Annotated in this window: 16 protein-coding genes and 1 pseudogene; 7 read left to right on the top strand and 10 right to left on the bottom strand. The window is 55.5% G+C overall.

Annotated elements, in window-relative coordinates; translation table 11 throughout:
- The first annotated feature begins 724 nt into the window (after positions 1-724).
- From ACOQFT_RS21905 to ACOQFT_RS21880, 6 genes are all read left to right on the top strand, one after another.
- Positions 725-3,319: a PD-(D/E)XK nuclease family protein gene (locus ACOQFT_RS21905; protein ID WP_421599944.1), complete on the top strand. Its 2,595-nt coding sequence runs from the start codon at positions 725-727 to the stop codon at positions 3,317-3,319.
- On the top strand, positions 3,316-6,459 hold the full coding sequence (locus ACOQFT_RS21900; protein WP_421599943.1) for a UvrD-helicase domain-containing protein: 3,144 nt from the start codon (positions 3,316-3,318) through the stop codon (positions 6,457-6,459). The genes ACOQFT_RS21905 and ACOQFT_RS21900 overlap by 4 nt, the downstream gene beginning before the upstream one ends.
- A gap of 667 nt (positions 6,460-7,126) precedes the next feature.
- Positions 7,127-8,431, top strand: coding sequence for a nucleoside 2-deoxyribosyltransferase (locus ACOQFT_RS21895; RefSeq protein WP_421599942.1), 1,305 nt, complete (start codon positions 7,127-7,129; stop codon positions 8,429-8,431).
- A complete protein-coding gene (locus ACOQFT_RS21890) occupies positions 8,428-9,048 on the top strand; it encodes a 7-cyano-7-deazaguanine synthase (RefSeq protein WP_421599941.1) in 621 nt (206 codons plus the stop codon). Before ACOQFT_RS21895 ends, ACOQFT_RS21890 begins: the two co-directional genes overlap by 4 nt.
- Positions 9,048-9,710 (top strand): hypothetical protein, encoded by a 663-nt coding sequence (locus ACOQFT_RS21885; RefSeq protein WP_421599940.1) that lies wholly within the window; start codon positions 9,048-9,050, stop codon positions 9,708-9,710. The genes ACOQFT_RS21890 and ACOQFT_RS21885 overlap by 1 nt, the downstream gene beginning before the upstream one ends.
- Positions 9,711-9,852: 142 nt before the next feature.
- Entirely contained in the window at positions 9,853-11,208 is a 1,356-nt protein-coding gene (locus ACOQFT_RS21880) for an anti-phage deoxyguanosine triphosphatase (protein WP_421599939.1), read from the top strand.
- A gap of 303 nt (positions 11,209-11,511) precedes the next feature.
- On the opposite strand, the gene ACOQFT_RS21875 is transcribed toward ACOQFT_RS21880, so the two are convergent.
- Positions 11,512-12,813: a phospholipase D-like domain-containing protein gene (locus ACOQFT_RS21875; protein WP_421599938.1), complete on the bottom strand. Its 1,302-nt coding sequence runs from the start codon at positions 12,811-12,813 to the stop codon at positions 11,512-11,514.
- A gap of 846 nt (positions 12,814-13,659) precedes the next feature.
- On the opposite strand from ACOQFT_RS21875, the pseudogene ACOQFT_RS21870 reads away from it, so the two are divergent.
- Positions 13,660-13,860 (top strand): annotated as a pseudogene (locus ACOQFT_RS21870) (MerR family transcriptional regulator); the annotation flags it as partial.
- Positions 13,861-14,253: 393 nt separating this feature from the next.
- Here the strand turns inward: ACOQFT_RS21870 and ACOQFT_RS21865 are convergent.
- From ACOQFT_RS21865 to ACOQFT_RS21825, 9 genes are all read right to left on the bottom strand, one after another.
- Positions 14,254-14,784: an RNA 2'-phosphotransferase gene (locus tag ACOQFT_RS21865; RefSeq protein ID WP_421599937.1), complete on the bottom strand. Its 531-nt coding sequence runs from the start codon at positions 14,782-14,784 to the stop codon at positions 14,254-14,256.
- A 608-nt stretch (positions 14,785-15,392) separates the two neighbouring features.
- Positions 15,393-16,382: a UDP-glucose 4-epimerase GalE gene (gene galE / locus ACOQFT_RS21860; protein ID WP_421599936.1), complete on the bottom strand. Its 990-nt coding sequence runs from the start codon at positions 16,380-16,382 to the stop codon at positions 15,393-15,395.
- Between the two features lie 9 nt (positions 16,383-16,391).
- Positions 16,392-17,636 carry a beta-ketoacyl-ACP synthase gene (locus ACOQFT_RS21855; protein WP_421599935.1) on the bottom strand — a complete coding sequence of 415 codons (1,245 nt, stop codon included), beginning with the start codon at positions 17,634-17,636 and terminating at the stop codon, positions 16,392-16,394.
- Positions 17,633-18,358: a 3-ketoacyl-ACP reductase FabG2 gene (locus ACOQFT_RS21850; protein ID WP_421599934.1), complete on the bottom strand. Its 726-nt coding sequence runs from the start codon at positions 18,356-18,358 to the stop codon at positions 17,633-17,635. The genes ACOQFT_RS21855 and ACOQFT_RS21850 overlap by 4 nt, the downstream gene beginning before the upstream one ends.
- The gene (locus ACOQFT_RS21845) at positions 18,351-18,821 is read right to left on the bottom strand and encodes a hypothetical protein (protein ID WP_421599933.1); all 471 of its coding nucleotides are present in this window, start codon (positions 18,819-18,821) and stop codon (positions 18,351-18,353) included. The genes ACOQFT_RS21850 and ACOQFT_RS21845 overlap by 8 nt, the downstream gene beginning before the upstream one ends.
- A 5-nt stretch (positions 18,822-18,826) precedes the next feature.
- A complete protein-coding gene (locus tag ACOQFT_RS21840; protein WP_421599932.1) occupies positions 18,827-20,017 on the bottom strand; it encodes a beta-ketoacyl-ACP synthase in 1,191 nt (396 codons plus the stop codon).
- Positions 20,014-20,478 carry a DUF3261 domain-containing protein gene (locus tag ACOQFT_RS21835; RefSeq protein ID WP_421599931.1) on the bottom strand — a complete coding sequence of 155 codons (465 nt, stop codon included), beginning with the start codon at positions 20,476-20,478 and terminating at the stop codon, positions 20,014-20,016. The genes ACOQFT_RS21840 and ACOQFT_RS21835 overlap by 4 nt, the downstream gene beginning before the upstream one ends.
- Positions 20,479-20,624: 146 nt before the next feature.
- Positions 20,625-21,860: an NAD(P)/FAD-dependent oxidoreductase gene (locus ACOQFT_RS21830; protein WP_421599930.1), complete on the bottom strand. Its 1,236-nt coding sequence runs from the start codon at positions 21,858-21,860 to the stop codon at positions 20,625-20,627.
- Complete coding sequence (locus ACOQFT_RS21825) at positions 21,857-23,908, bottom strand: hypothetical protein (RefSeq protein ID WP_421599929.1); 2,052 nt, start codon at positions 23,906-23,908, stop codon at positions 21,857-21,859. Before ACOQFT_RS21825 ends, ACOQFT_RS21830 begins: the two co-directional genes overlap by 4 nt.
- Positions 23,909-24,076 lie beyond the last annotated feature (168 nt).

Here is a 24,076-nt window from a genome sequence, read left to right as displayed (position 1 = left end):
CCACCAAATCCGGCGCATCAACCCCCTTCCGAACTAACAGCCCCAACAACTTTATCGGCTCTAATGCAAGATCTGGATATCCTTCAAACGGGCCTAATTGTTCAACAGTCTACACAACAACGCTCGTTGCTAATGTGAACCCTCTGGGAACAACGCTGCCTGCAACCTCCCGAGACCTTGTACAATCTTGATTTGGTGGAGCCTTGTTATCAGGGTCACCTCCGAAAAGCACCTCTATAATTAATAGTGCGACGCACGTTCCGAAAGTTTAAGGATTTTCTTCACCAGTGTGTTATTCTGCCAAGAGCAATATCATGGGCAAATTTGCCCTACCTTTCAGGAAGGCAACCACGAAGAACAGCAATTGACAAGCGAGCCTTCGTTAGGTCAATTCGTCTTGTGGTCGTATAAACCTCTCGCAATATTTCAATAATTGTTCGCTTAGATAACCGTGACAGAAATTTACACTGACACCCCAGATCTTTACAAATTTCTCAAACTAATTCGCTTCGGCGTTTTTCAAGCAATGCCGGGCGCCGACGCTCCTCTGTTCACCTTATCAATGGGGCTGCCAAATTGATGTTCCGGTGCTCGACGCTCTCCGGTTATTGGTGGCCAAACTTCGTTGCGCGGATTTCCCGACCAAGCCTGTACCACAACATCTATCTACACACTACCGCGCCATCGTGAGCCAACGACCGCTTATGTTTCGAAAAGGTATGCAATGCGCATCGATCCCCTGATGACCCGCTCCCCGACAACAGGCGCGCTGCGCTACGTGACGGACGATCTACTGGCTGAAATCTACCTGGAACCTCAGATATCAAATGCTAACATCGCCGAGCATCTCGGCACCGGTGCACCTTGGTCCGAGAGCTTCGCCGCTGCACCTGAGGAGACCGCGCGAGCGGTCAAGGCTGGGCTGATCGCGCTTGCACATGCCACTCCGCGAATTGATCCATCTGACGTACGGCCAGAGAATCTTCCCGAGGGACGTGCCCGCTCCCATTTAACCGCGCTACGTAATCTGTGGTATGACATCGGCTCCCTGCCCGGCCCTATGAACACTTGGCGGCACGTCTTGAGCAGCACTGTCGCGGACGCGCTGGAACCGCTGCCGTTGGTGGGCGAAGATTGCACCTTTGCATCCCCGGCAGAGGCGGCGCTGGCCAACGCTCTTCGCACGCATCATGGCTGCGTGGATGGTATCCAAGCCGCGCCCTTGGCCGACGACGGAAGCGCGTTGCGCCATCTTCAGGATAACCTCGGGCTCCGCTCCGAGACTACCACACCGGACGCGTCCGTCATCTGCCACGGGCTGCGCGACCCGCATGAAGAAGCCGAGTGCGCCGCTGCTTTGGCGCAAACCCATCTGGACGATGGCCGAGCGGATCACCCTGGCGAGATCGGCCTACTTGTCCCGGACAGCCCCACCTACGAACTGGCGCTGCAAGAGGCCTTCGACCGGGTCGGACTGCCGCTCTCCGGGCTGCCCGCCCAACCAGTAATCCGTGACAGGCCGGGCGAAGTACTGTCGCTTTTGCTGGTCCTGCTTAGCGGCCCCACACCTCGTACAGCGCTTGCCTCCCTGTGTATCGCACCCGGAATGCCTTGGCCGGCAGAGACGGGCCGCAAGATGGCATGCGACGTGATCGATCGGGGGTGGTCGCGCACTGCGTCAAGCCTTAGCGGACCGGCGCGCGAATTGCTCGACGCCTTGCGTCCCTGCAGCAACCCCGAACAACTTTTTGCTCGGCTCGGCGTCATCGCTCAGGCCGCGCCCGAGGCCAAGCTGCACCCTCGTATTGCAGCGCTAAAATCCGTCACGCGCGATTCCATCGACTGGCCGCTTCTGCGCCGCATTGCAGCGCCAAACCTTGTTGCCTCGGAAGGATATGACCGGTTTGTCGAGGGCGTATCTCTTTTCACGGAAAACGCCCTCCCTTGGCGTTCGGCACGCCAGTTGATTGTGCTGGGAATGGCCGGGCGAAACTGGCCCCGTCCGCCAGGATCGAATCCATTTTTCACCGAGGGCGAGATCGCTATGATCCGCGAACGTGGCCTTCAGCTGGAGGGGCGCCAGCAGAAGCTTGCCCGTGGGTTGGAACTCTTCCGCCGCCAGCTGAGTGCCGCGACCGAAGGTTTGACGTTGCTTGCCCCTGCACTGGATTTACGAGGCGACCGATTAATCCCTTCGACTGGTTTGGCGCTGATCGCGCAAATGCTGGGCGCCGAGGAACCCTCCGATCTTGTCCAGGAAATGCGTTCGACCCAGCCGGAGGAATTACCGGTGACAACCATCAAACCCAACCCTGTCCCGATTGGCGGCGCGCCTGCCTTGCCGGAAAGCGGCATGCTCCATATCCAGCGCGGACTTGGCACCACAGAACAGCCCGGCTTCGACCTGCTACGACTACGAGACGCATCGGATGGCACACCGCTACCGCATTCTCCCTCACGGTTGGAGACACTGCTGGTCAGCCCCCTTGGCTGGTTGTTGGATGAACTTGGCGCAAAGGACCTCAGCTGGGCGCCTGATACACTGGATGCAATGACACTTGGAACGCTGATGCACCAGGTTCTGGAAGATGTCTTTGCGGAAGGTAAACCAGTGCCGGATGAACACACTATTGCCGACGTTCTACCCGGCGTGCTGGACGCAGCGATCGGCCGTCATGCCGACTGGCTTGCCAATGCAGCCTGGACTACGGAACGCAGTAGTCTGCTACGCGAGGCCAGGGATATTTGCAGCGCCTGGGCGGGGTTCCTGCGTGAGACTGGCGCCGAGGTCCTGCATAACGAGATCCTTCTTGCGGGTGAACACGGGGGCCTGCTGCTGCATGGCAAGGCAGATTGCCTGCTGAAGTTGCCCGACGGGCGCATCTTGGTGGTTGATCACAAACGGTCCAGCGCAGGTGGTCGGCGCGACCGTATGGCCAAGGGCTGGGACCTTCAGGTCGCACTTTATCGCGCTATGCTCGAACGCCCCACGCAAGATACCGCACTCACCCGGCTTGTCGCCGAAGGATCTCAGGTTATAACCGCCTACCATATGTTGCGTGACGGGACCGTCCTGTCTGATGCCGCTGGCGGCAACGTGCCTCGGGTTGAAACAACGAGTGAGGATGCTTCGGTGAACGCGATGGAGCACCTTTCTGAAGTCTTGGCCGAAGTCGGCGCAGGTACGATCCGCCTAAATCACCTGAACGACGCAAAGTCTTTCGACAAGGAGCGCGGGATAAAGGCCTATGCCCTCGACATCCCACTCGTTGCAGCCTTCAGCCTGCCTGATGACGCCACTGAGGGGGACGCGCAATGACACAACTGTCTCTCGTTCCGGCCGGAGCCGGTGCTGGAAAGACCTATCACATCCAGAAGACGTTGGGGGCTTGGGTCGAAAGCGGCGAGGTCGCGCCGGGGCGGATCCTTGCTGTGACTTTCACCGAAGCGGCCGCCGCCGAAATGCGAAATCGTGTACGCAGTGAGCTGATGGGACGCGGTCGGTTGCACGACGCGCTGGAAATCGACCGCGCCTACATGGGCACGATCCACGCGTTGGGACAAAGGTTGCTCACGGAGCATGCCTTCGCCGCTGGACGTTCCCCTGAAAGTCGTTTGTTGAGCGAGCCTGAACGCGATTTGCTGATCCGCTTGGAAATGCACCGATGCGAGGCTCTGGAACCACTGATGGCAGACCTCGAACGGTTCGGCTACGCGTGGTCTCACGCAACGCAGACCACCGCCGAGGATGAATTTCGTGCCGATGTTCTTCGTACTGTCGACCTGATCCGTGGGCTCGGTGCGCGCGGGCAGTCGCTGGACATCCTGGTGCCGGCTCTGGATGCGCTGGCCGAGGGTTACGGCCCGGTTGAGGCGGATGGCGATGCCCTGACCGCGGCATTGCGCCGAGCGTTACATGATTTGTTGGAGGTCTTTCCGGATAGCCTCGCTCCACATTTTGCTGCAAAGAAGTCTGTCCGCGATGAGTTCGCAAGAAACCACCAGATCCTGCGCAAGGCCAACCGACCTGGTGTCCTCGAAAAAGATTGGATGGTATGGCAGAAACTGCGCAGCCTCAGATTAACGAAACGCGGCACCCCAACTCCAGAAGGCTATGACGCCCTCGCCCAGTCCGTCATTGATGCCGCCAGCGCACTGCCTCGCCATCCTGGCCCCTTGGCCGACGCCTGCGCGCATCTGACCGCGTTGGTCACTGGCGCTCAGCAGGTGCTGGAGGCCTACCAGACTGCCAAACGCCAGTCCGGGCTAATCGATTATGCTGACATGATCGCGGAGACCGAAACCCTTCTTCGCAACCGCCCCGAGATTCTGTATGCCGTTCTGGGCGAAATCGACTGCGTTGTGATCGACGAATTCCAGGACACCAACCCGGTGCAGTTCGCGCTGCTCTGGCAGCTTGCGCAGGGGGCAAAACGAGCGCTGATCGTGGGCGACACCAAACAATCCATCATGGGTTTTCAAGGTGCTGACCCACGGCTGTCAGAGGCCTTGCAAGCTGCGCATCCGGATGCGGTCACGCCGCTTGACCGAAACTGGCGCTCCGAAGCGCGGATCATGGAGATGGTCAATGCACTTGGCCCGACGCTCTTCGACCAGTACGACCAGCTAAGCCCGCAACGCGAGGCGACAGAAGAGCCCGCGCTCGAGCTACTGAACTTGCCTGGTGGACGCAAGGACACCACGGTTGCCTGCATCGCCAATCGGGTGGCTGACATCCTGGATGCAGGAACGCCGGTCTATGACAAGGCAAGCAAGGAGATGCGCCCAGCCAAGCCAAGCGACATCGCCGTTCTGACCTATACCCACGCCAAGGCCAGCGCGGCTGCTGCCGCCCTCGAAGCCCATGACCTGCCCGTACGCATCCAGCAGAACGGTTGGCTGACAGCGCCCGCGATGCGTGCCGCCCGCGCTGCGCTGGCGTTGGCAGCGGATCCGGACGACATCCACGCAGCGCTGACATGGCTGACCCTTGGTCCACCGCGCGTACCACTGGAAGACGCGTTGCGCAACGCCGTTGACGGGGTGCTGAACACACATGTCTCGCTCGTTTCTCTGAACGCCCTAAATGAGGGCGTAGTTGCCCGCACCGTGGCCGACACCCTGGCTGCCATCCTGCGTACGACCAAACTACGCGACTGGGCCGCCGGGTTGGCACAACCGGCACAAGCGCTGGCTGACCTGGCACGCCTTGAGGCCGAAGCACAGGAGTTTGACACCATGGCACAGGACCTGCGCGCCGCCGCAGGCTTCCACGGTGCCGGGATACAGGTCTTCCTCGGATGGATTGCGCATCAATCTGCCAAGGAATGGGATCGCCATCCCGACCCGGATGGCTGGTCTGCTTCAGGGATCGAGATCTGCACCTGGCACGCCGCAAAGGGGCGCGAATGGCCAATCACTCTTGTCGCCGGATTGGATCAGAAGATCGCCGAGCGCCCGGGCACCTTGCGGGCCGATTTCGATACCTTCCACGATCTCGACAATGTTCTCGATCATGCTGGGTTGGGCTACCTGCCCGATTTCGCAGCGCCGGAATCGCAAGCCCCATTCACCGAGGCCCGCCGCCCCGAGGGCGAACGCGACGCGGCCCGCAAACTCTATGTCGCGCTGACACGTGCGCGGGATCGGCTGATCCTCGCAATGCCTCGGGAACGGTCCAAACCACGCGAGCAAGCAGAGCGCATGGTCGATCTGCTCCGAGATCGCGCCGGATTTGAAACTGGCGATGACACATTGACTGTCGCCGGACAGTCCTTTGCCGCACTGATCAGAGAGGGCCTGCCGGAAGAGCCCCCGGAAGCTGAACAATCGGGAAGCGAAGCGCACCTACGCTTGGGCCTACCGCGCACCATGCCTGACAGTGTACGAACGCCGTGGCGCCGCAGCCCCTCAACCCTCGAAGCCCCCGGACAGGAACCTGACGTGCTCCTCGAAACTGTGCAGTTGGCAGAGGGCGTCGCCGAGACCCGCACGAGCAGCGCAGCCAAGCGCGGCACTGCCTGGCACTTGGCTTTCCGAGCTCTGGCCGAGCGCCCCGATCAGGTCGACCGGATTGCCGCCGCGACCGGCTTGCCCGAAAAAGCCATCGCGCAGATCGCCGCCCAAGCGGAGGCCCTGACCCAATGGCTAATCGAACAGGGCTATGGCAGGCTCCACTTCGAACTACCCTTGCAGGAAAAAGCAGCCGACGGATCGGAAACCAACGCCATTCTCGACTGCCTCGCCGAGGGACCACACGGGCTGTTGATTATCGATCACAAATCTGGCCCTTGTCCCGATCCCGTCGCGCGCTTTGCCAGTTACCAGCCGCAAATCGAGGCCTATGCCACCATGGTACGCAAAAAGTGGCCCGACAAACCTCTGAACGGCGTCGCGATCCACTGGATGAGTGAAGGAACGTTGAGCATCGGCAACACGTCGATCGTGGAGCCAGCCTGATGTCATTTTTCGCATGGATCGATTTCGGCTACTACATGCGTTGTTTGAGGCTCCTGATTCCAAACACTGCTCCCAGTCGAAAAACGCTGCGCATTGCATCAAATTCATTCTTGATGAAAAGCACTCCTGCGTTTCGCTGACGATGGGGATCGAAGGACGGGTTCTGAAACAATACCGAAGCGGTATTTTCCTGGATTGACGTCACAGACAACTCATTTAGGGTTGATGAAAGTTCATTACCTTCAACCCTAAAGGAACTCAATAATGGGCAGCAGTGGCTCTGGTAGATTTTCGGATTATTCAGGATCGCCTTCAAGTTCAAACGGAAGTGGTGGATCAGGAGGCAGCAGCGGAACCGATCAATGTGCGATGGCCTTTTCGACAGAATTAGAAGAGGTCGGACAGTGTGACTACTTCACGACCACCGGAACCGTTCCGCCACCGGGAACCGAGCTAACGATTACCGTTGCACAACGGATCGTGGCGTTGGACGCAAACGGTGTAGTTGTTGGGGCATTACCGACTCGATTTAACTATCTCGCAGCATGCTTGAACGAAGGCTTCAATTACGTTGGCATTGTTCAAAGCTCATCCACTTTCCCCAACCCCCAAACGACCGTAGATTTTACAATTGCCTAACGTCACTGACCCAAACCCGATTTTGGTCGTGGGCGAAGTCTATGTTGACTTCTTTCAGTTAGGAAAAGGTCTCGCACCCAAAATGCGCCTTGGCGGTATTATTCATGCTGCTCGAGGTCTGTGGGCTTGCGGCATTCCATTTGCAGTCGCTGCTATTTGCCCAAGTTATCTTATCCAAGAAGCGACAGATTATCTTCATGCGCACGGTTGCACTGAGTTTATCTGGCTTGGCGAAATCTCCAACTCTCCCAATGTTGTTTTTATTTCCGATGTCACTGAAGTTGGCCACCAAGGATATGAAGAACTCCTGCGTGAGCGAAAATCTGTTTCCATGCTGGAAGTTGGAAACCAATTAGAAAAATTTGAACAGGTCGTTGTTTTCCCAGGCAAGTTCTCACTATCCACATTAAGTGAACTCCTAAGATCCAATGCGGATGTCACTATGGATATTGCCTACGGAGTTGAGTCTTTTCTTGAGCTGGAGTGCTTCAAGGATCGCATTCAGACTATAGTGATTTCGACCTCGTCCGACCTTTTTGGTGCGTTGGGTGGCAAGTCCTTAGACCCACTGATGGAAGCAGCAAGATCCGCAAATGCATCCTACCTTCTGCTGAAGGAAAACCGAGGGGGAAGCAGGCTCATCAATCTAATCGAGGGTGGTGTGGAAGAGATTCAAGCTACACTTGGAGCAACAGTAAACTCGGTTGGTGTCGGTGACGTATACGCTGCTGTGGTGGCCGCGTTGGCACCCATTGGTGTTAACGAAGCAACCTGGCGCGGTGCACAGGCTGCTACACGATACGCTCAAACGACATACCCTGACGACCTACGTCGAGACGTTCAACGAGATTTGAAACTGCCAATGGAATTGGTGCGATCGCTGGGTGGAGTATCATTGCCCTGGCACGAAAGAACTGCGTTCAACATTTATCTTGCTGCACCCGATTTTTCTTACATCGACAAGCATGAATTGGATGAAGCCGTGTCCGCTCTGGAATATCATAATTTCAACGTGCGACGCCCTGTTCAAGAAAACGGTGAAGTTGCTCGCCCAGCCGACATCCATACGCTGCGTGAGGTTTACAATAAGGACTTAGCCCTGCTTGAAAAGTGTGACGTTGTCTTTGCAGTACCATTGGAGAAGGACCCAGGCACATTGGTCGAAATCGGCTATGCCCTGAAATCCAGAACGCCAGTGATCACCTACGACCCACGATGTGAAAACAAGAACACCATGGTTATGGCGGGTAGTGAAGTTTTTTCGGATTCATTGGGGGAGTGCCTTAACGGCTTGTTCTCTTGTCTATCGAAGTTGCGGAGCACCAAGAAATGACACGAACGCTGTTGTTAGCGTCCGGTGGTCTGGATTCAACCACTGTTGCATACCGACTTGTATCAGAAGGAAAATCTGTAGTTCCTGTGTTCTTTGACTACGGTCAGCACTGCGTAGAAATCGAATGGAACCGACTGAATGAGGTCATGCCTCAAGGGGTTATGCCTCCTGAACGAAACAAAATTTCTGACCTGTTCAGGGGCTCCACTTCACGATTGATCGACGAACCCAACTTGTGGTCAGATGAAGTTCAAGACGACGATCTTTATGTTCCCTATAGAACCATGTTGTTTTTTTCCGCTGCTGCAGCCAGAGCTCAAACCCTGGGCATCCGTGAAGTCTACACAGGTTTCATAAATAGCAACCACGCTAAGGAAATTGATTGCACTGCTGAGTTTCTGAACAAACTTGATGGCTTAACAGAAGCGGTCGGACCCGTCCGCTTTTTTTCACCCTATAGATTTGCTTCCAAGGCAGATGTAGTTCGTGACGCTAAAAAACTGGGCGTTCCGATAGGTCGAACATTCTCTTGTCAAGCCTCGAGCAAACTACCCTGCGGGGCTTGCCCAAATTGCGTAGAACGTTTAGCAGCACTCCGGCAAACGGGGCTACTTTGATGACGCGTTCATGTGAACATGATCCCATAGCAGTGCTAACGGCTGCGAGGAAGGTTGCTGACTTTGCCAGCAACCAAGGCTTAACGGAAGCCCGCCTGACGAAGCGCATGGTTTGCAACCATATGGGGGCAGTATTGGCGGACACCGCTCTTCAGGCGGGATTACGCTACTCTACGGTTGTTCGGCCCAGAGTAACAAACATTCTGAACCAGCATCCGCAAGCTGATACAATTTCCGCGCTTATCGGGATTATTAACGATGGTGAAACAGGTGCCTTCCTTCAGTGGAGCCATCACCAAAAAATCGCTCGCTTCGAACGGATCGTTGCCTTTCTGTATTACGAAGACGTTCAGGACGTCGAAGACCTCAAACAAAAATATAAGACCGACGAGTTTGGAGCGGCCTTTCAAAAGGTGAATGGCGTAGGTCCAAAGACGGTTGATTACTTGGCATGCCTTATTGGCATCGAGTCGATTGCGGTAGACCGTCACATCCGCACATTCGCTAAGCGCGTGGGCGTTGATGCTGATGACTATGGTTTCTTGAAGCACGTGTTTTGTTATGCAGCCGACTTATTGTCTGTTTCTCGGCGCGAATTTGATGGGTGGATTTGGCAGGTTGAATCCCTGAAAGGGTCTCGCCAGTTATCTTTTGCGATTTGAACATTACCCGGCGATGCAAAACGAGTCTCACGAAGCCTCGAAGCAGCGCTACTAACCTTCCACTATCCGAGCGCGCGGCAATCTCGGCGATAGACAAGTTATTTCGCCATAAAATCAATTACTACAAGGATGAGCAATTAGCATGACTTGGTTAGATCGAAGAGAGCCGTGGGATGCTCAACAAGAGGATGCGCGAGATGAGGGCGACATTGATTATGCCCGGGTAATTCACTCTGCATCATTTCGTAGGTTGCAAGGGAAGACACAGATTCTGAACCTGGGAGACAGTGACTTTTACCGAACCAGATTGACCCATTCTCTTGAAGTCGCACAAATCGGCTCAGGTCTGGTCAAGCAATTGGCTAAGTCGAGTCCTAAACATGACGCTACAAAGTACTTACCTGACCGAAGCACTATTCAAGCGATAGGATGTTCCCATGATTTGGGGCATCCCCCTTTCGGCCATGGCGGTGAAATCGCACTGAACTACTGCATGCGAACTGCTGACAAAGAAAGGGTTGGGGGGTTCGAGGGAAACGGGCAGACTCTCCGGATCCTATCTCGCCTTGAGAATTTCTCCGCAGATGCAGGCGCAAACCTGTCAAGGCGTTCGCTTCTCGGAATACTGAAGTATCCCGTCAGCTTCTCAGAAGCCGAAAACTCCACGCTTCAACCAAGACTGCAAGAATCTCCTTCGACGCTCAAGATAATTGATGACAGGGCTTCCACGCCCCCTAAGTGTTACCTGAATACCGAGAATGATGTAGTAGCTTGGATCCTCGAGCCGCTTTCTGGCTCAGACCGTGACCATTTCCAGTCACTTGAGAAAGAAGATGGTAAGCATAATGCTTCAATGCATAAGTCCCTGGATTGTAGCATCATGGACGTCGCGGACGACATTGCTTATGGAGTGCACGATTTTGAAGATGCCGTTGCTCTGAAATTGATCTCTGCAACGCAGTTTCAGGAATATATCCCAGAAGATAAGTGTTCATCCTTCCTCAACGCTCTGAAAGAAAAGTATCCAGGGGAAAGCGAGAACGATGTCTATGGCCGGATGCTTGATGGCCTATTCGGCGCCACCAACACCCGAAAACGCTATATAAGTCGCTTGGTTCACCACTTCATCACGGCAATCGAATATGATGAGTACAGCCAATTTGACGAGCCACTCCTTAAATTCCGTGCAAAGTTGGCCTCACCCCAAGCTCAATTCTTGAAATCTCTGAAAAAACTGGTCTTTTCTGAGGTTATCAAAAACCCAAGCGTCCAGCATTTGGAGTTCAAGGGGCAAAGCATGGTCGTTTCCGTTTTTGAAGCCCTTCAATCCGACCCAAAGCGCTTGCTACCGACAGACACGTTCAAAAAGTATGAAGCAGAAGGCGATGGCCTGAGGGTGATATGTGACTTTGTAGCAGGCATGACCGACGCCTACTTGCTAAAAACATATGAGCGATTGTTCGCTCCTCGGTTTGGATCGGTGTTTGATAAACTCTGAAGCAAAGCTTCAGCCCTGGCTCGAATTCTATAGTTGCAGATATTATGCGGCGAAAATTGTTAATCGTAAGTGATGCCAGATACATGGGGTCCCTAATGCGGCAGCGGCATTGTCCGCTGGCGTCAACTCAATTTTGTTAAGTGTATGTGTTAGCAACGTCTTTTCGGAGATTACTATGGTGTTGCAGAAAGCCATCCGGAATTCAATTAACCAATGCAATCACTGAATCCTTTGCGACCGCGCTGAAACCCTAATGCGCGCGTGGCGCTTGAAAAATGGATTTCTAAGGCTCGCGAAAACATCTCACCGATTGGTTACGGTTTTAATTTTGTTTTGATAGACCCAGTTCAGAAACGCGTCCACATCCGACAGGTCTTCTCCTCCGGTGCGTCGGCGCACCGCTTCTATTACTTCGCAAACCCGACCATATGCATCCGGTGAGAAAAGACTTATCGACCTTGGTGGGTTGGCACCAATTGCGCGCAATGCAGCCGCAGTATTGCCGTTAAACACGGCAAATTGCTTTGGCGCAAACGTGCATAGCATCTCTGAAACCATATTGATCCCCACACCCTGTGTAGTGGAGGCAGGTTCCCGCATTTTTGCATACCCTTCTTTGACCGGGAGTTTCGCGGCCTTCTCCGCCATCGCAAACAATTTTATGGCTTTTGACGGCTGGGTAAGCACGGCCTGCCCGCGTCTATGAATGTCACCAGAATGCCAGAGGTGACTATGCCCATCGCCAGAAGTTACAAGATTCCGGAAGAGCGATCGAAATTTCTTTCTATCAAATTGTGATAGTTTTCGTTGCGCGGCCATACTTGCGATTTCTTGCTGAACCAGCAGTGCGCGTTGCCGGTCGAGCCTCCTCTTCTCGAGCGCTTCCATCTCCAGACGGTCTTGGCGAAATTCCTTGAAGAGAGAAGACAGCGTCGTTAAGTCGAACATAGAGGCGTTAGCACTATCAATCTCTTTCTCGACCCGGCGCTGGGTGTCCAGCGCGATTTTATACCTGGAACGGTACTGTTCAAGCACGATTGCATCAAGTTCTTCGGATATGTCGTCGGATCGATACGAGGTGAATACATCGTTTATCTGTGTGAGCAACGGATCGTTCAGCTCGAGTTTCCAACACAATGACATCTCTTCATTCTTAGTCAAAGCTCCTCCTGTGAGGTTCGCCGAGCCAAGCAAAATCCGTGCGTCTGCCGCTCCTGTGCCCACATAGACTTTGGGATGAAAAGTCGATCCTTTAGTGTTTTTGACCAAGTATACTTTGAGCGCAGAGTATTGCTGGGAAAGGTAGAGGAGTTCTTTAAGCGCCTCAGGTTCGGTTAACCAAAAGTCACGGCCTATGAACATCTCGAGTTTCGCACCAGCAGCGAGGCGTTCCCGGAACGCACGAATAACCTTCTTGAGCCCCTTTCCCTTGAGAAAAGCCACGGCGATCGAAATCTCAGTTGCATTCTCGACGACAAACCTAAGTGCCTCAAGATGACTCCCCAGAAAGCTCCCACTTGTGTTACGCACCAGACAGGGCTCTTTTAGTTCGATCGCTTCACCTGTCGTAATTGTCTGCGACCCGCTTTCTTCGATAGTCTTCATAGAGTGAATCCTTTGGCGCTATTAGATCCGCGTTTCCACATAGGCGCCCACTCGCTTTTTAGGCCCAAAACCCGAGAGCGTAGCTTGTCCTCATTCCCGTCTTACGTGTATTCCAAACTGGGCTCAAGTCACCAAAAAAATCGCGAACAACTGAACAAACGCAGAATGTTGCCTTACTTAGGATTAAACATCCAAGACACCCAAACCGAAAGCAGCTGGGTTGACCAAAGCAGTTTTGCCAAGACTACGTTATAGCGAATAAAAAAACTTGCGTTGGTCGTGACGGACCAATGCGCCTTGGCACACGCCAGCTTTGTGGGGAGCGCGTGCGCCAAGGCGCTGAACCGCGAAACTTCCCGGATTCATTGAATTTGCCACTGCCTCAAAAACAGTGGCAAATTTTTGATGGTCAAAATTGCAGATCGGGCTGGTTAAATTGCAAACTGATGCTGGCTTTCACGACAAGTCCTACCCGCAGAGAAGTTCATGAGGTCATTAGTGCTGGTCATAGTGTTCCGAACTTTGGAGCCGATGAAATGACATGACTGCAAGTAAGCTTTTAGGGATCGGGCTTGGTCTGATCGCTGCCTCTGTTCCGCCGCCTCAAGTAACTGCCATTGCAGCAATCGGGATCTTCCCCGCACACCTCAGGCTCCAGCAAAGCCAATTTCAGCGGCCAATTACTGTTACGAGTATCTATGTCAGCCCAAGCCGCGCTCTATGTCGATATTGCTGTTGATTTCCGCTGAGAAGTGACCCGGTAGGCTGCTAAATTTTCACTGAGAATTGACCCATGTGAACACATTGCCCTGACGGATTCGGTCGGGGAGATATGGAGTGATCGACATGAGATTTTTGAGTGCTATCCGACGCTGGGAATTGCGTGACAAAATGCCAATCCGCGAGATTTCAAGGCGCACCGGCCTGTCTCGCAACACCATCAGAAAGTACCTGCGCGAGGGCGCGGTGGAGCCGAAGTTCAAGACGCCATCGCGGCCTGCAATCTGCAAGGCCAAGAGCCAAACTCGGGTGTCTCGGAGACTTCATTGATGCCGGCAAATCGGCCGATACCCGGGATGACGCGGCAGTTCTGCACAAGGTTCGGGATCGCTTCGCGCTTCCAGCCGCTGATCATGTTTGGGTGACCCGTCCTTTGGCAATGCAATTGAAGTCATGCCAGTCGAGTTTTCTTCGCTTGGCCTTAACCAGCACAGCGATGTATCATAGCTGTATGGACAACAAGTTAATGGCACTAAACCGGTCTGATCTGATCGCTCTTATAAATGAATTTGTTCCAGCCAAAGTGCTTGAGCATCGCATCGAAATATTGCTCCAAGAAAAAGCTAATAGATCTGCTTCCTGGTGCCGTGAGAGTGCGGAGGCCATAGCTGACGAGAAGCACAGGTCAGAGGCAACCGGTGGCTCAAAGGAAGCAAAAGCTTAGTTAAAACCTAAAAATTGAACCGGGACCATATCCGTTAACCACACGCCATTGTCTGCTCGATAGAATAGATGGCCAGCTCGATGCATGTCACCGGATCCGACCCGCAGAACAGTGGGTTTCCCGTGCCTTTGCCCCACTCTTTTCGCTGCATCATAGTCTGGAGATAGATGAACCTGTTGCCGGCGACCTGAGTTCAAACCCTCACTGAAAATACTCTCCAGGTTCGACCGAGCTGTGCCATGGTATAAGGCTTCAGGCGGCTCAATAGCCTCGAGACCCAGATCCACATCAACGGAATGTCCCTGCGCCGCCCGAATGAGAGTTCCATCACTGGAAATCGAAAACCGTCGTTTGTCGTTTTCTTCGACCAGTTGGTGCAACTCTTGCACGCTCAAACAATGTCCGGCGTGTTTCATTCCCTGCAGCAGATCCTCAATGCGCACCCACCCCCCAGGCAGTAAAGAAAGTCCGGCAGCCTCCGGCTCATGGCGCAATACCCTGGAGATAAACTTGCTTTGCTTTGACATACCTGTTCCCATTCAGCATCGCAGAATGCCATGTTTGTGTCACTCTCAGTTGGCCTCCGGGCGTCTGGCCGAAAGGCGTTAAAACGACGACGTTACCCTGCCAATTTACTATGACATGTTACTATGCCAACCCATGCCGCGAACTATGCCGATTTTGCTTTTGAGAAAGTCGCCCTGCCCCTTATTTTATTGGAGTCAAACTCGCCGAACCACCTATAGAAACGGTCTCGAAAACCGTTGTGGGTGCAAGCCCACCCAGGGTTCGAATCCCTGTCTCTCCGCCACTAACCATCAGAAAAAAAGCGATATTCCCCGGCGTGCCGCTCCCGCGAGGGGCGCCGTTAACACGCTTTGCGCCGCCGAAACACCTCATACCATTACAACATTTCGGGTTTCGATTGCACCAACTATGCCATCTCCTAGGTCCAAATCTTGTCGCGAGAGCGTCAGTTTCTGCGCTGAGGTTTCCCCCCATCGACAAAAAAGAAACGGCCCCTGCGCAAGCGCAAAGCCCGATTTCTCGATTTGAGAAACGATAAGATTACCAGAACCCGTTGTCCCCATCAGAGGATGGCGATAGCTGGCTCTTCTTGCGTTGAATAGGCTCGTTACGAAGGTTCGGAAATAGAAACCAGAATCTTGTCAAGCTCGCTGTGGACTGGTTCCCATCCCGTGGCATGTTTGAATGCGCTGATGTCTGCACAGATCTTTGCGATGTCACCATTACGTCTGGGCGCGTAGACCGGTGTGATCGACGGCGCATGCCTGTCGCGAAACCGGTGCACAATCTGTTTCACTGACCGGCTCGTCCCACTGCCGCAGTTGACGACGAGGTTCTTACCGGTCTCAGCGATGTGCAGGAGGCTGCGCCAGAACGCCTCGGTCACGTCGTCAATATGTATAAGGTCGCGCTCGCAGGTGCCATCTTCGGTGTCATAATCATTGCCCAGAATCTGGAATTCGATCTTGTCGGTATTTCCCGCCCGCACCCGACACGCGGCCAACGCGTCCAGAAGGCTGGGCTCACTTCCAGCAATGTCTTCGTGGGCCATGAACGCGCCGCGGCCAGCCACATTGAACAGGCGCAAAATGGCGTAAGTCATCCCGTAATGTTCGACCGAAGACTGCAGCACGTCTTCGAACATCTTCTTGGATATTCCATAGGGAGATTTCGGCAGAGGGTTGGCGTCCTCTGTCACGATCCCTCCGGGCACGTCGCCATAGACGGCAGCCGAAGACGCAAACAGGAACTGCCGAATATCTGCCGCCGTGCAGGCCTCCAACAGCGCAACACTGTTCGACAGGTTGTTTCGATAATGAACCAGAGGATCGCGCACCGATTCTGCGACGGATTTCGATGCCGCCAGATGCACCACAGTGCGGCAGCGATGCTTGCGAAGAATCCGTGTGATCTCGTCTACCCGGCCAATGCAGGTTTCATAGACCGGCACGTCATCAGGCAGGCGTGGGCGCCGACCGTTGGACAGGTCGTCCACCACCACAACGTCACAGTTTCGGGACCGAAGATGCCGGACCAGATGGGCCCCAACATAGCCCGCCCCTCCGGTCACCAGGATCGGTGAGAGTGCATCTTGCATGAGTTCCGATCAGACCTTCTTGAAAATAAGGGACGTGTTGATCCCGCCAAAGGCAAAGTTGTTTGACATCACATATTGGGGTCGGATCTCACGCGCCGCGCCAATCAGAAAATCGGGGGTCGCGGCGCTGACCGCCAGGCATCTTGGATCAGGATCTGAGAGATTTGCCGTCGCCGGGAACCAGCTATCATTCATCATTTCAATTGACAGCCATGCTTCGATGGCTCCACAGGCCCCAAGCGAGTGTCCGAAATGCCCCTTGAGCGAGTGCATGGGGACAGCACGGTCAAAAACGGCTGAGGTCGCATGAATTTCAGCAATGTCACCGGCATCCGTGGCGGTTCCGTGGCCACTTACGAAACCGATGCTTTCCGGTTCCAGTCCTGCATCTTGCAAGGCCAATCGCAGGGCGGTCTGCATCGTTTCGGATTGCGGTCGCGTCGCATGGCTGCCGTCCGAATTGGTGCCAAAACCAACGATTTCTGCAAAAATGGGCGCACCGCGCGCGGTGGCGTGTTCAAGCTCTTCGAGGACCAAAGTTCCAGCTCCCTCACCGATCACCAGACCGTCACGGGCGCTATCGTAAGGTCGTGGCGTCTGACCCGGATGATCGTTCATGGCGCTGGTGGAGAACAGCGTATCAAAGACGGCACTCATGCCGACGCTCATTTCCTCGGCCCCACCGGCAAGCATGATGTCCTGCTGCCCATCCCGGATCGCCTCATAGGCAAACCCGATCCCCATACTGCCCGAGGTGCACGCCGATGATGTCGGCAGCACCCGACCAGTCAGCCCCAGATGGATGCCGATATTGACAGCTGAAGTGTGGCTCATCATGCGTACATAGCTTGCCGCGTTCAAGTTGCGCGCTGTGCGATCTGTCAGCAGGCGGGCAAAATCGATGATCGGATCAACGTTGCCGAAGGATGAGCCATAGGCAACCCCGGCGCGCCCCGTGTGCAGGCGCTCTGGGTCGTCCTTCAGACCTGCCACCTCAAGTGCTTTCTCAGAGGCATACATCGACAGCGCGGCCACCCTTCCGGCTGTTCTGAGCGCCTTGCGGTTATAGTGGTCCCGCGGTTCGAACGTGTCGATCGGCCCACCCAACCGGGTGTTCAAATCCTGACAGTCATCCCATTCCTGCATGTAGCGGATGCCGGTCTGCCCCTGTTCTATCCGATTCCGAATATCGCCCCATGTCTCGCCCAGAGATGTGACGCCGGACATGCCTGTTACGACGACCCTGCGCGTCATTGCAGCCCTCCGTCCACGGCGATCACCTGCCGGGTGATGTAGGAGGCACCGTCAGAACACAGGAAAGACACCAGATTTGCCACCTCGTCCGGCAGACCGGCGCGCTGCATCGGAACCAGGGTTTTGACCATGTCGCTTGGCAGTTCCGAGGTCATGGCGGTCTCGATGACACCCGGTGCCACGCAGTTCACAGTGATTTTGCGCTTGGCCAGTTCAATGGCCAGAGACTTTGACGCCCCAATCAATCCGGCCTTCGATGCTGCATAGTTGGTCTGCCCCCGGTTGCCAATAATCCCCGAGACCGACGTCATCGTGACAATTCGCCCGGGCTTACGGCGCTGGATCATCGGCATCAACAAAGGATGAAGAACGTTGTAAAACCCGTTCAGGTTGGTATCGACGACACCGTCCCAGTCCTCACCGGTCAGGGCGGGAAAAGCGCCGTCTCTCGTCACTCCAGCATTCAGAACTGCCCCGTAATAGGCCCCGTTCTGCACGATATCCTGTTCGATGACGTCCCGGCATTGCTCGCGATTGGAGACGTCGAAAGAGACTAAGCTGCACGTGCCACTCTGGCCACGGATCGCCTCGGCCTGAGCTTCTGCGCCCGCGCGGTCGCGCCCGTAGTGCAACGCGATCTCGAACCCGTCGCCCGCCAGCTTTTGGGCTATCGCAGCCCCCAGACCTTTGCTCGCGCCTGTGACCAGAATACGTTCAGGCATCTTCGGACTCCTTCGTCACTTCGGACCCGTCCGGGCTGAAAACATTAAGTGTGGCAGAGGCGACAGTCTCGGATCCACTGTCCACACGTCCATCGAACGACGCCATGTTCCCGTCGTTGAATCGTTCTTCCACGGTCACGGTCAGCACTTCTCCGACATCAAAAAAGGGCCGGGACAAGGGCATTGCGCGGGTCCCCAGCAAAAAGCCGATGGACGGCGCACTGCCGCGTTGCGCTTTCCAAAAACCATCCAATGCCGCAACCGCTTGGGCCATGTATTCCAGCGACAGATAGCTCGGCACGCCTTCGTCTGGCCGATAGAACATTGAATCCGACTCAATCCGAACCTCAGCCTTGAGACGCCCGTTTTGGGCCTCGACCAGCCGATCCAACAGCGCCATCGGCCGGTCGTGCGGCATGAACTGAACGATATCCTCGTGTAAATCAGGTGTCGGATTGGTCATGGCTGTTAGCTCCTGCCCAGAACAAGGCTGCAATTGTTGCCTCCGAAAGCGAATGAGTTACTGAGCATCGCTGAGGCGACATGTTTAGTGGGACCAGTTTCGCCAAATGTGGCGAAGTTCAACGGTTCGCAATCCATTCCCAACTGTCCATCCCAAAGGTGCGGCGGCAGCTCTGTATCCGACAGAGAGCGAGACAACAACAACCATAAAAATCCGGCCTCAATAGCGCCAGCGGCCCCAAGCGTGTGACCGGTCATTGGCTTCGTCGAACTTACCGGGACGTCATGCCCGAGCGCCTGAGCGACAGCCAGCGACTCCATCGCGTCGTTTGCTCTCGTTCCGGTTCCGTGCAGATTGGCATAAGCGATATCACCTGCATCGCACCCGGCCATATCCATCGCCTTTTTCATGGCGTCTAACGCCCCCCGCCCTGACGGGTCCGGAGCGTTCATGTGATACCCGTCCGAGGTCTCGCCCCACCCCAAAAGCGCTACGTCAGAATGCTGGCGCGTCATTAAAAAAACTGCGGCACCTTCTCCGATATTGATGCCGTTGCGATTGACCGAGAACGGGTTGGACAGCCCAGGCGCAATCGACGACAACGCATCAAACCCGTTCAGAGTCAGACTGGTCAACGCGTCGACCCCACCAACGATAACCGCATCACACTGCCCGGTCGCCAGAAAGCGCGCGCCGCTGGCCAGCGCGTTGCCCCCTGATGAACAAGCGTTGGACACCGTAAAAGACAGACCCTGAAGCTGGAAAAGCGTGGAAACGAAGTCCGCCGGATTGCCCAGTTCCTGCATTTCCAAACGAAAATCGGACGCAAACGCACCATCAGCATGGGCAGTAGCCAGAGCCAACCGGCCTTCTTCAATGCCGCTTGTCGTGGCACCGATCACCACGCCGATACGCTCTGGACCATAGCGTTGGGCCGCACAGGCAACCGAGTCCTCGATTTGCACCAACGCACTATACAGGATGCGGTTGCTGCGCGTCGCGAACTTGTCCGATCTCGGCAACGAGGGCAAGTTCGGCACAATGCCGACAACCGTCTCTCCACGCTGCAAGTAACCTGGATCTGTTTGCATCCCGGATCGATCCCCGGCCAATAGCGCCGACACCACGACTTGCTTCCCCTGCCCCAATGCGCAGGTGATTCCCAGATCGTTTAGGAAGTACGGTTGTGCGGTCATGACAATTCTACAGAAGAGATTTTTAGGGTGTAGCCGTGTTGTTGGTCATTGATCGTCAGCTCAGTCGAGTCAGGCGGTTCGCTATAGGTGACAGTAACCAGTGGCTGCAACCCTTCACTGACCATGCGGTCATGGCTGTCCACCTTCAAATCCAGATCTCGCCGCATCAAGGGCAGTAGAGCATCCGACGGCCAAAAGGCCAGAACAATGTCATCCAGGATATGACGGTCCGATATCTGTGCGGGCAGGAATTTAGCGCTGTTCGGCGCAGCCTGACCATTCACCCATTTCAACGACCCCATTGGCAATCCAAGTGGGTCAAACAGCTGCATTTCGATCACCTCGCCCGAAAGGCTAAGAAACGCCGTCGCCTGCCGCGTCCGCCCATCGACCTCAAGCGTCAGCTTTTGCTGAAGCTTCAGCGGCGGCTTTGGCCATACCAACTTGTTCGGCGTAATCACCGGTGCACTCTCAGACTGCGCCCGCTCTGATGCAACCGGAGGTTCGTTCGGTAGAACGGACACTGGAGCTTCCTGCGGCGCTTCAGGCTCCGGACCCGCACAGGCTGCCAGAACCGATGCAAAAAAAACTGCCAAAAACCGGCGCATCAGGCGACCATCTTTCTGATCGCAGCCAAACCGCTTGCCGGTTTTTTGACCAGAGGATTATCGCGATTCCAGGCGTATCCAGCCAAAATCGACGTAACCATCCGGGTGACATTGTTGATCTCGCTCGGGTGATTGAAGATCACCTCTTGCAGGCTTTGATCGTACCAACTGGTCACAAAGGTTCGGAAAACATCCACACCGGATTTCAAGGGGATCGCGAAATCGCGATCCCAATCCACTTCAGTACCCTCGAGCTGCCGCAGCAGAACCTCGCAGGCCAGGTCGGCCGAATGCAGCGCAATTGTTACACCGCTTGAGAAAACCGGGTCCAGAAACTCGGCCGCATTGCCAAGCAAGGCGAATCGCGGGCCATGCAAGGATTTGACATTCTTGGAATATCCCCGAATACACCCCGTCGGTCGAACCGCGCGTGCATCCTTTAGCAAGCGTCCCAAATCGGTATCGTTGACCCATTTCCACAGCAGGTCCGTATGGTCATCACCGCCCTCCCCCAAGTCGTGCGCTGCCCCAAGCACGACGCCAACCGAACTGGTCCCGTCAGAGAAACAGATCAGCCAGTACCAGACTTCGGGGTGCTGCGGATGCACGGTGATCACGATCTTGCTGCGGTCGAAATCCGGATCGGTGATGCCATCCTCGATATGAGTGAACAACGCCCCCCTGAACGGCAAGTCTGACGGGGTCTCAAGCCCCAAAAGTCGGGGCAAAACCCGCCCGAACCCGCTACCGTCCAGTACAAAATCGGCATTGAGGCACGTTGTTCGACCATCCTCATTGCGCAGCGTCAGCGACGCATTCTGTGCTGAGATATCGGCGTCCACCACTTGCGTGTCATAGAACATCTCCGCGCCCGCACGCTCCGCCGCATCTGCCAGAATTTGGTCAAACCGGGCGCGCTGTACCTGAAATGTAGTCCCCCAGCCGGGTTCGAATTTCTGACGGAAGTCAATGTCAGTTGTCTGAGCGCCCCGCACGAACCGTGCCCCGGTCTTGATCTGAAATCCTGCCTCTTCAATCTCGGGCAGCAGTCCTGCGCGTTCCAGTGGGATCATTGAAAAGGGCAGAAGACTCTCACCAATTGAAAACCGCGGGTGACGAGCGGATTCGACCACCGTTACCCGGTGCCCGGCGTCAACCAACCGCTTGGCCGCCAGCGAACCCGCAGGTCCCGCTCCGATGATCGCAACGCCGGTGGTTGTCGAATTTTGCGTCATTTATCTGTTCCTATGACATGTGTTGAAAATGGTGAAATAAGCCACGCAACGGTCAGGCCCGCGCATAAAACGGTGCCGATCTGGTGGATGGCGGGTAGGTTGCTGGTCCCAAGGATCGCGAAAGCACCAACCGAACTCAGCGCGGACAGGGTCACGGCGCGATAGGTCTCGGGATGCGGCCCAAGGTCTGAATCGCCAAGAAAGATCGCATAATCCGCACCGATGGCCAGCACCAGAAACAAAGACATCACGGTCAGTAAGTTCAATGGCACACCGACCAGCGCGGCCAAAACCGGGGCAGCCACAACCGCCACTGCAGGAACCAGCGCCAACCTTGTGCCGCGCGCCACCCCATTGCGCATACAAAACAGCGCCCAAAGCAGAGCCAGCGCGACCAACAAAGCGAATTGAGCACCCTTGCGGGACTTTTCAAAAGCCCGGTTCGCGCCCTCGACCGGATCTATCAAATACACGTCGTCAAATCCCTGCGCCAATTCAGCAACTGCTGCGGCTGTGCCGCCGACAATTGGGATGGCCACCCAGACACGCCCGTCCGGCGTCTGGTGCACAACCTGCAGGGCGCGATGCTGCGGCACGATCGACTGAACGGTTTCAATCGTAAGCGGCACCGGCTTGGATACAACAAACGGCAGGCCTGTAACTTTCGCCCAGCGTGGCGCCAATCCATTCTGCACCAGCACAGCGGTCTCGGACTGCTGAGCCAGGCTGGGAATTAGATCCGAGATCAGAAACGCCGAGGTAATCTGACCTTGCTGCTGAAGACGGCGTAAGGTCGGTGCGACGTCTTCAAGCCGTTCAAGCAATCTTTGGCTGTCATCAGCCTTAACCACAAGAAAGCGGCTGATTTGAGCCGAGGGGAACAGTTCGGCCCCCAGTTCGGCATCACGCAGCAACGCCCCAGGCGCATGACCCAGCGTTCGGACATCATCGGATGGTGGCTTGAGAACCAGAAAAGCACTGGCCAGCAGCGCCAAACCGACGACCGGTTGCGCCAGAAAACCGGCCACTCGGATGTGCTGCCGCCGTAACTTTGTGCTGAACAACGCCTGTTGCTGATTTGTCGGGACCGGAAACAAGCCAATTGCAGGAAGCAGGATCAGGATCGTCGTCAGTGACGCAGCGATGCCAGCACAGGCAATCACGGCGATCTGTGCCAACAGATCGAACGAGGTAAAAAACAAACTGGCGAACCCTACAATAGAACTGAGGGCACCGAACAGTAAGCCTTTGCGCGTAGCGCACGCCACACGTTTGTTGCTACCAGGTCGCGCCAGAAAATAGTGAAAGACATAATCTGCCACCACGCCCAGCAAACCCCCGGCAAAGCCAAGTGCGACGGAGTTCACACTGCCCCAGATCAGCGCGGCAGCGGCACCGCCCCAAAGTAACCCGACGCCAAGAACCAAAGCCGTTGCAATCAGGGATCGAATCGAGCGCATAGATACGACAACCACGACCAGCACCCACAAGGCGGACAGCAGCGTCAGGCGTTCGGCCTCGGCCCGCGAGGCTTTGGCGATATCGGCGGAGAAGAAAACGCCCCCCAGAAAATGGGCTTGGATCAGTGGCCGATCCTGCAGCGTTTCAGCCACGACCGCTCGAACTGCTGCGGCCAGATCGCTTTGACTTGCCAGATCGTTGACACCATCAGCCTGAAACGGAACCCGCACGTGGTAGACGTCGTCCGCAGATCGAAAAACCGGCACGCCACCAATCAATTGGTCCGGAATTGCTGGATCAAAAGCCGAGATCAACGCCTGCCCGGTCAGGTTGAACGGGTCGCGCGCTGGGTCTGTAAAAGACAAGGCCATGCCCGGTATCGTCAATCCAGCTAACGCGCGGGCCAGAATTCCCTCGCCTTCCGACTGCTCAAGATCCTGACGGTCCTTGTGGCTCACAACGCTTGGGAAAGACTGTAACAACAGCTCGGAAAATTGTTGATCCTCGGGGCTCTGTTCCTCTAACCCAGCCGAGGACAGACCGGGATGAGCGGACAAGGCAGCCTGTAGCGCAACCGCCGCTTCCACGGCGCGATCGGGCTCCTGATGCGAAAGCAAAACGCTTCCCTGCCCTGTTTGCCGCCCGCGCAGCTCGGTCCAAACTGCGTCAAGGTCCGGATTTTTACTGTTGCTGTGATCAAAGGCCGAGATGTCACCTCGGATGTTAAATCGCCCGTCGGCAATGCCCGTAAACAG

This window comes from Ruegeria sp. MALMAid1280 (assembly GCF_049195285.1).
GTDB lineage: Bacteria > Pseudomonadota > Alphaproteobacteria > Rhodobacterales > Rhodobacteraceae > Ruegeria.
This window is presented reverse-complemented; position numbering and strand designations above follow the sequence as displayed.

Bases quoted from the DNA above. Each gene is read 5' to 3' on its own strand.
- ACOQFT_RS21845 (WP_421599933.1), bottom strand. From the start codon at position 18,821: ATGACCAATCCGACACCTGATTTACACGAGGATATCGTTCAGTTCATG.
- ACOQFT_RS21850 (WP_421599934.1), bottom strand. From the start codon at position 18,358: ATGCCTGAACGTATTCTGGTCACAGGCGCGAGCAAAGGTCTGGGGGCT.
- ACOQFT_RS21830 (WP_421599930.1), bottom strand. From the start codon at position 21,860: ATGACGCAAAATTCGACAACCACCGGCGTTGCGATCATCGGAGCGGGA.
- ACOQFT_RS21840 (WP_421599932.1), bottom strand. From the start codon at position 20,017: ATGACCGCACAACCGTACTTCCTAAACGATCTGGGAATCACCTGCGCA.
- ACOQFT_RS21890 (WP_421599941.1), top strand. From the start codon at position 8,428: ATGACACGAACGCTGTTGTTAGCGTCCGGTGGTCTGGATTCAACCACT.
- ACOQFT_RS21855 (WP_421599935.1), bottom strand. From the start codon at position 17,636: ATGACGCGCAGGGTCGTCGTAACAGGCATGTCCGGCGTCACATCTCTG.
- ACOQFT_RS21880 (WP_421599939.1), top strand. From the start codon at position 9,853: ATGACTTGGTTAGATCGAAGAGAGCCGTGGGATGCTCAACAAGAGGAT.
- galE (WP_421599936.1), bottom strand. From the start codon at position 16,382: ATGCAAGATGCACTCTCACCGATCCTGGTGACCGGAGGGGCGGGCTAT.
- ACOQFT_RS21875 (WP_421599938.1), bottom strand. From the start codon at position 12,813: ATGAAGACTATCGAAGAAAGCGGGTCGCAGACAATTACGACAGGTGAA.
- ACOQFT_RS21885 (WP_421599940.1), top strand. From the start codon at position 9,048: ATGACGCGTTCATGTGAACATGATCCCATAGCAGTGCTAACGGCTGCG.
- ACOQFT_RS21900 (WP_421599943.1), top strand. From the start codon at position 3,316: ATGACACAACTGTCTCTCGTTCCGGCCGGAGCCGGTGCTGGAAAGACC.
- ACOQFT_RS21865 (WP_421599937.1), bottom strand. From the start codon at position 14,784: ATGTCAAAGCAAAGCAAGTTTATCTCCAGGGTATTGCGCCATGAGCCG.
- ACOQFT_RS21905 (WP_421599944.1), top strand. From the start codon at position 725: ATGCGCATCGATCCCCTGATGACCCGCTCCCCGACAACAGGCGCGCTG.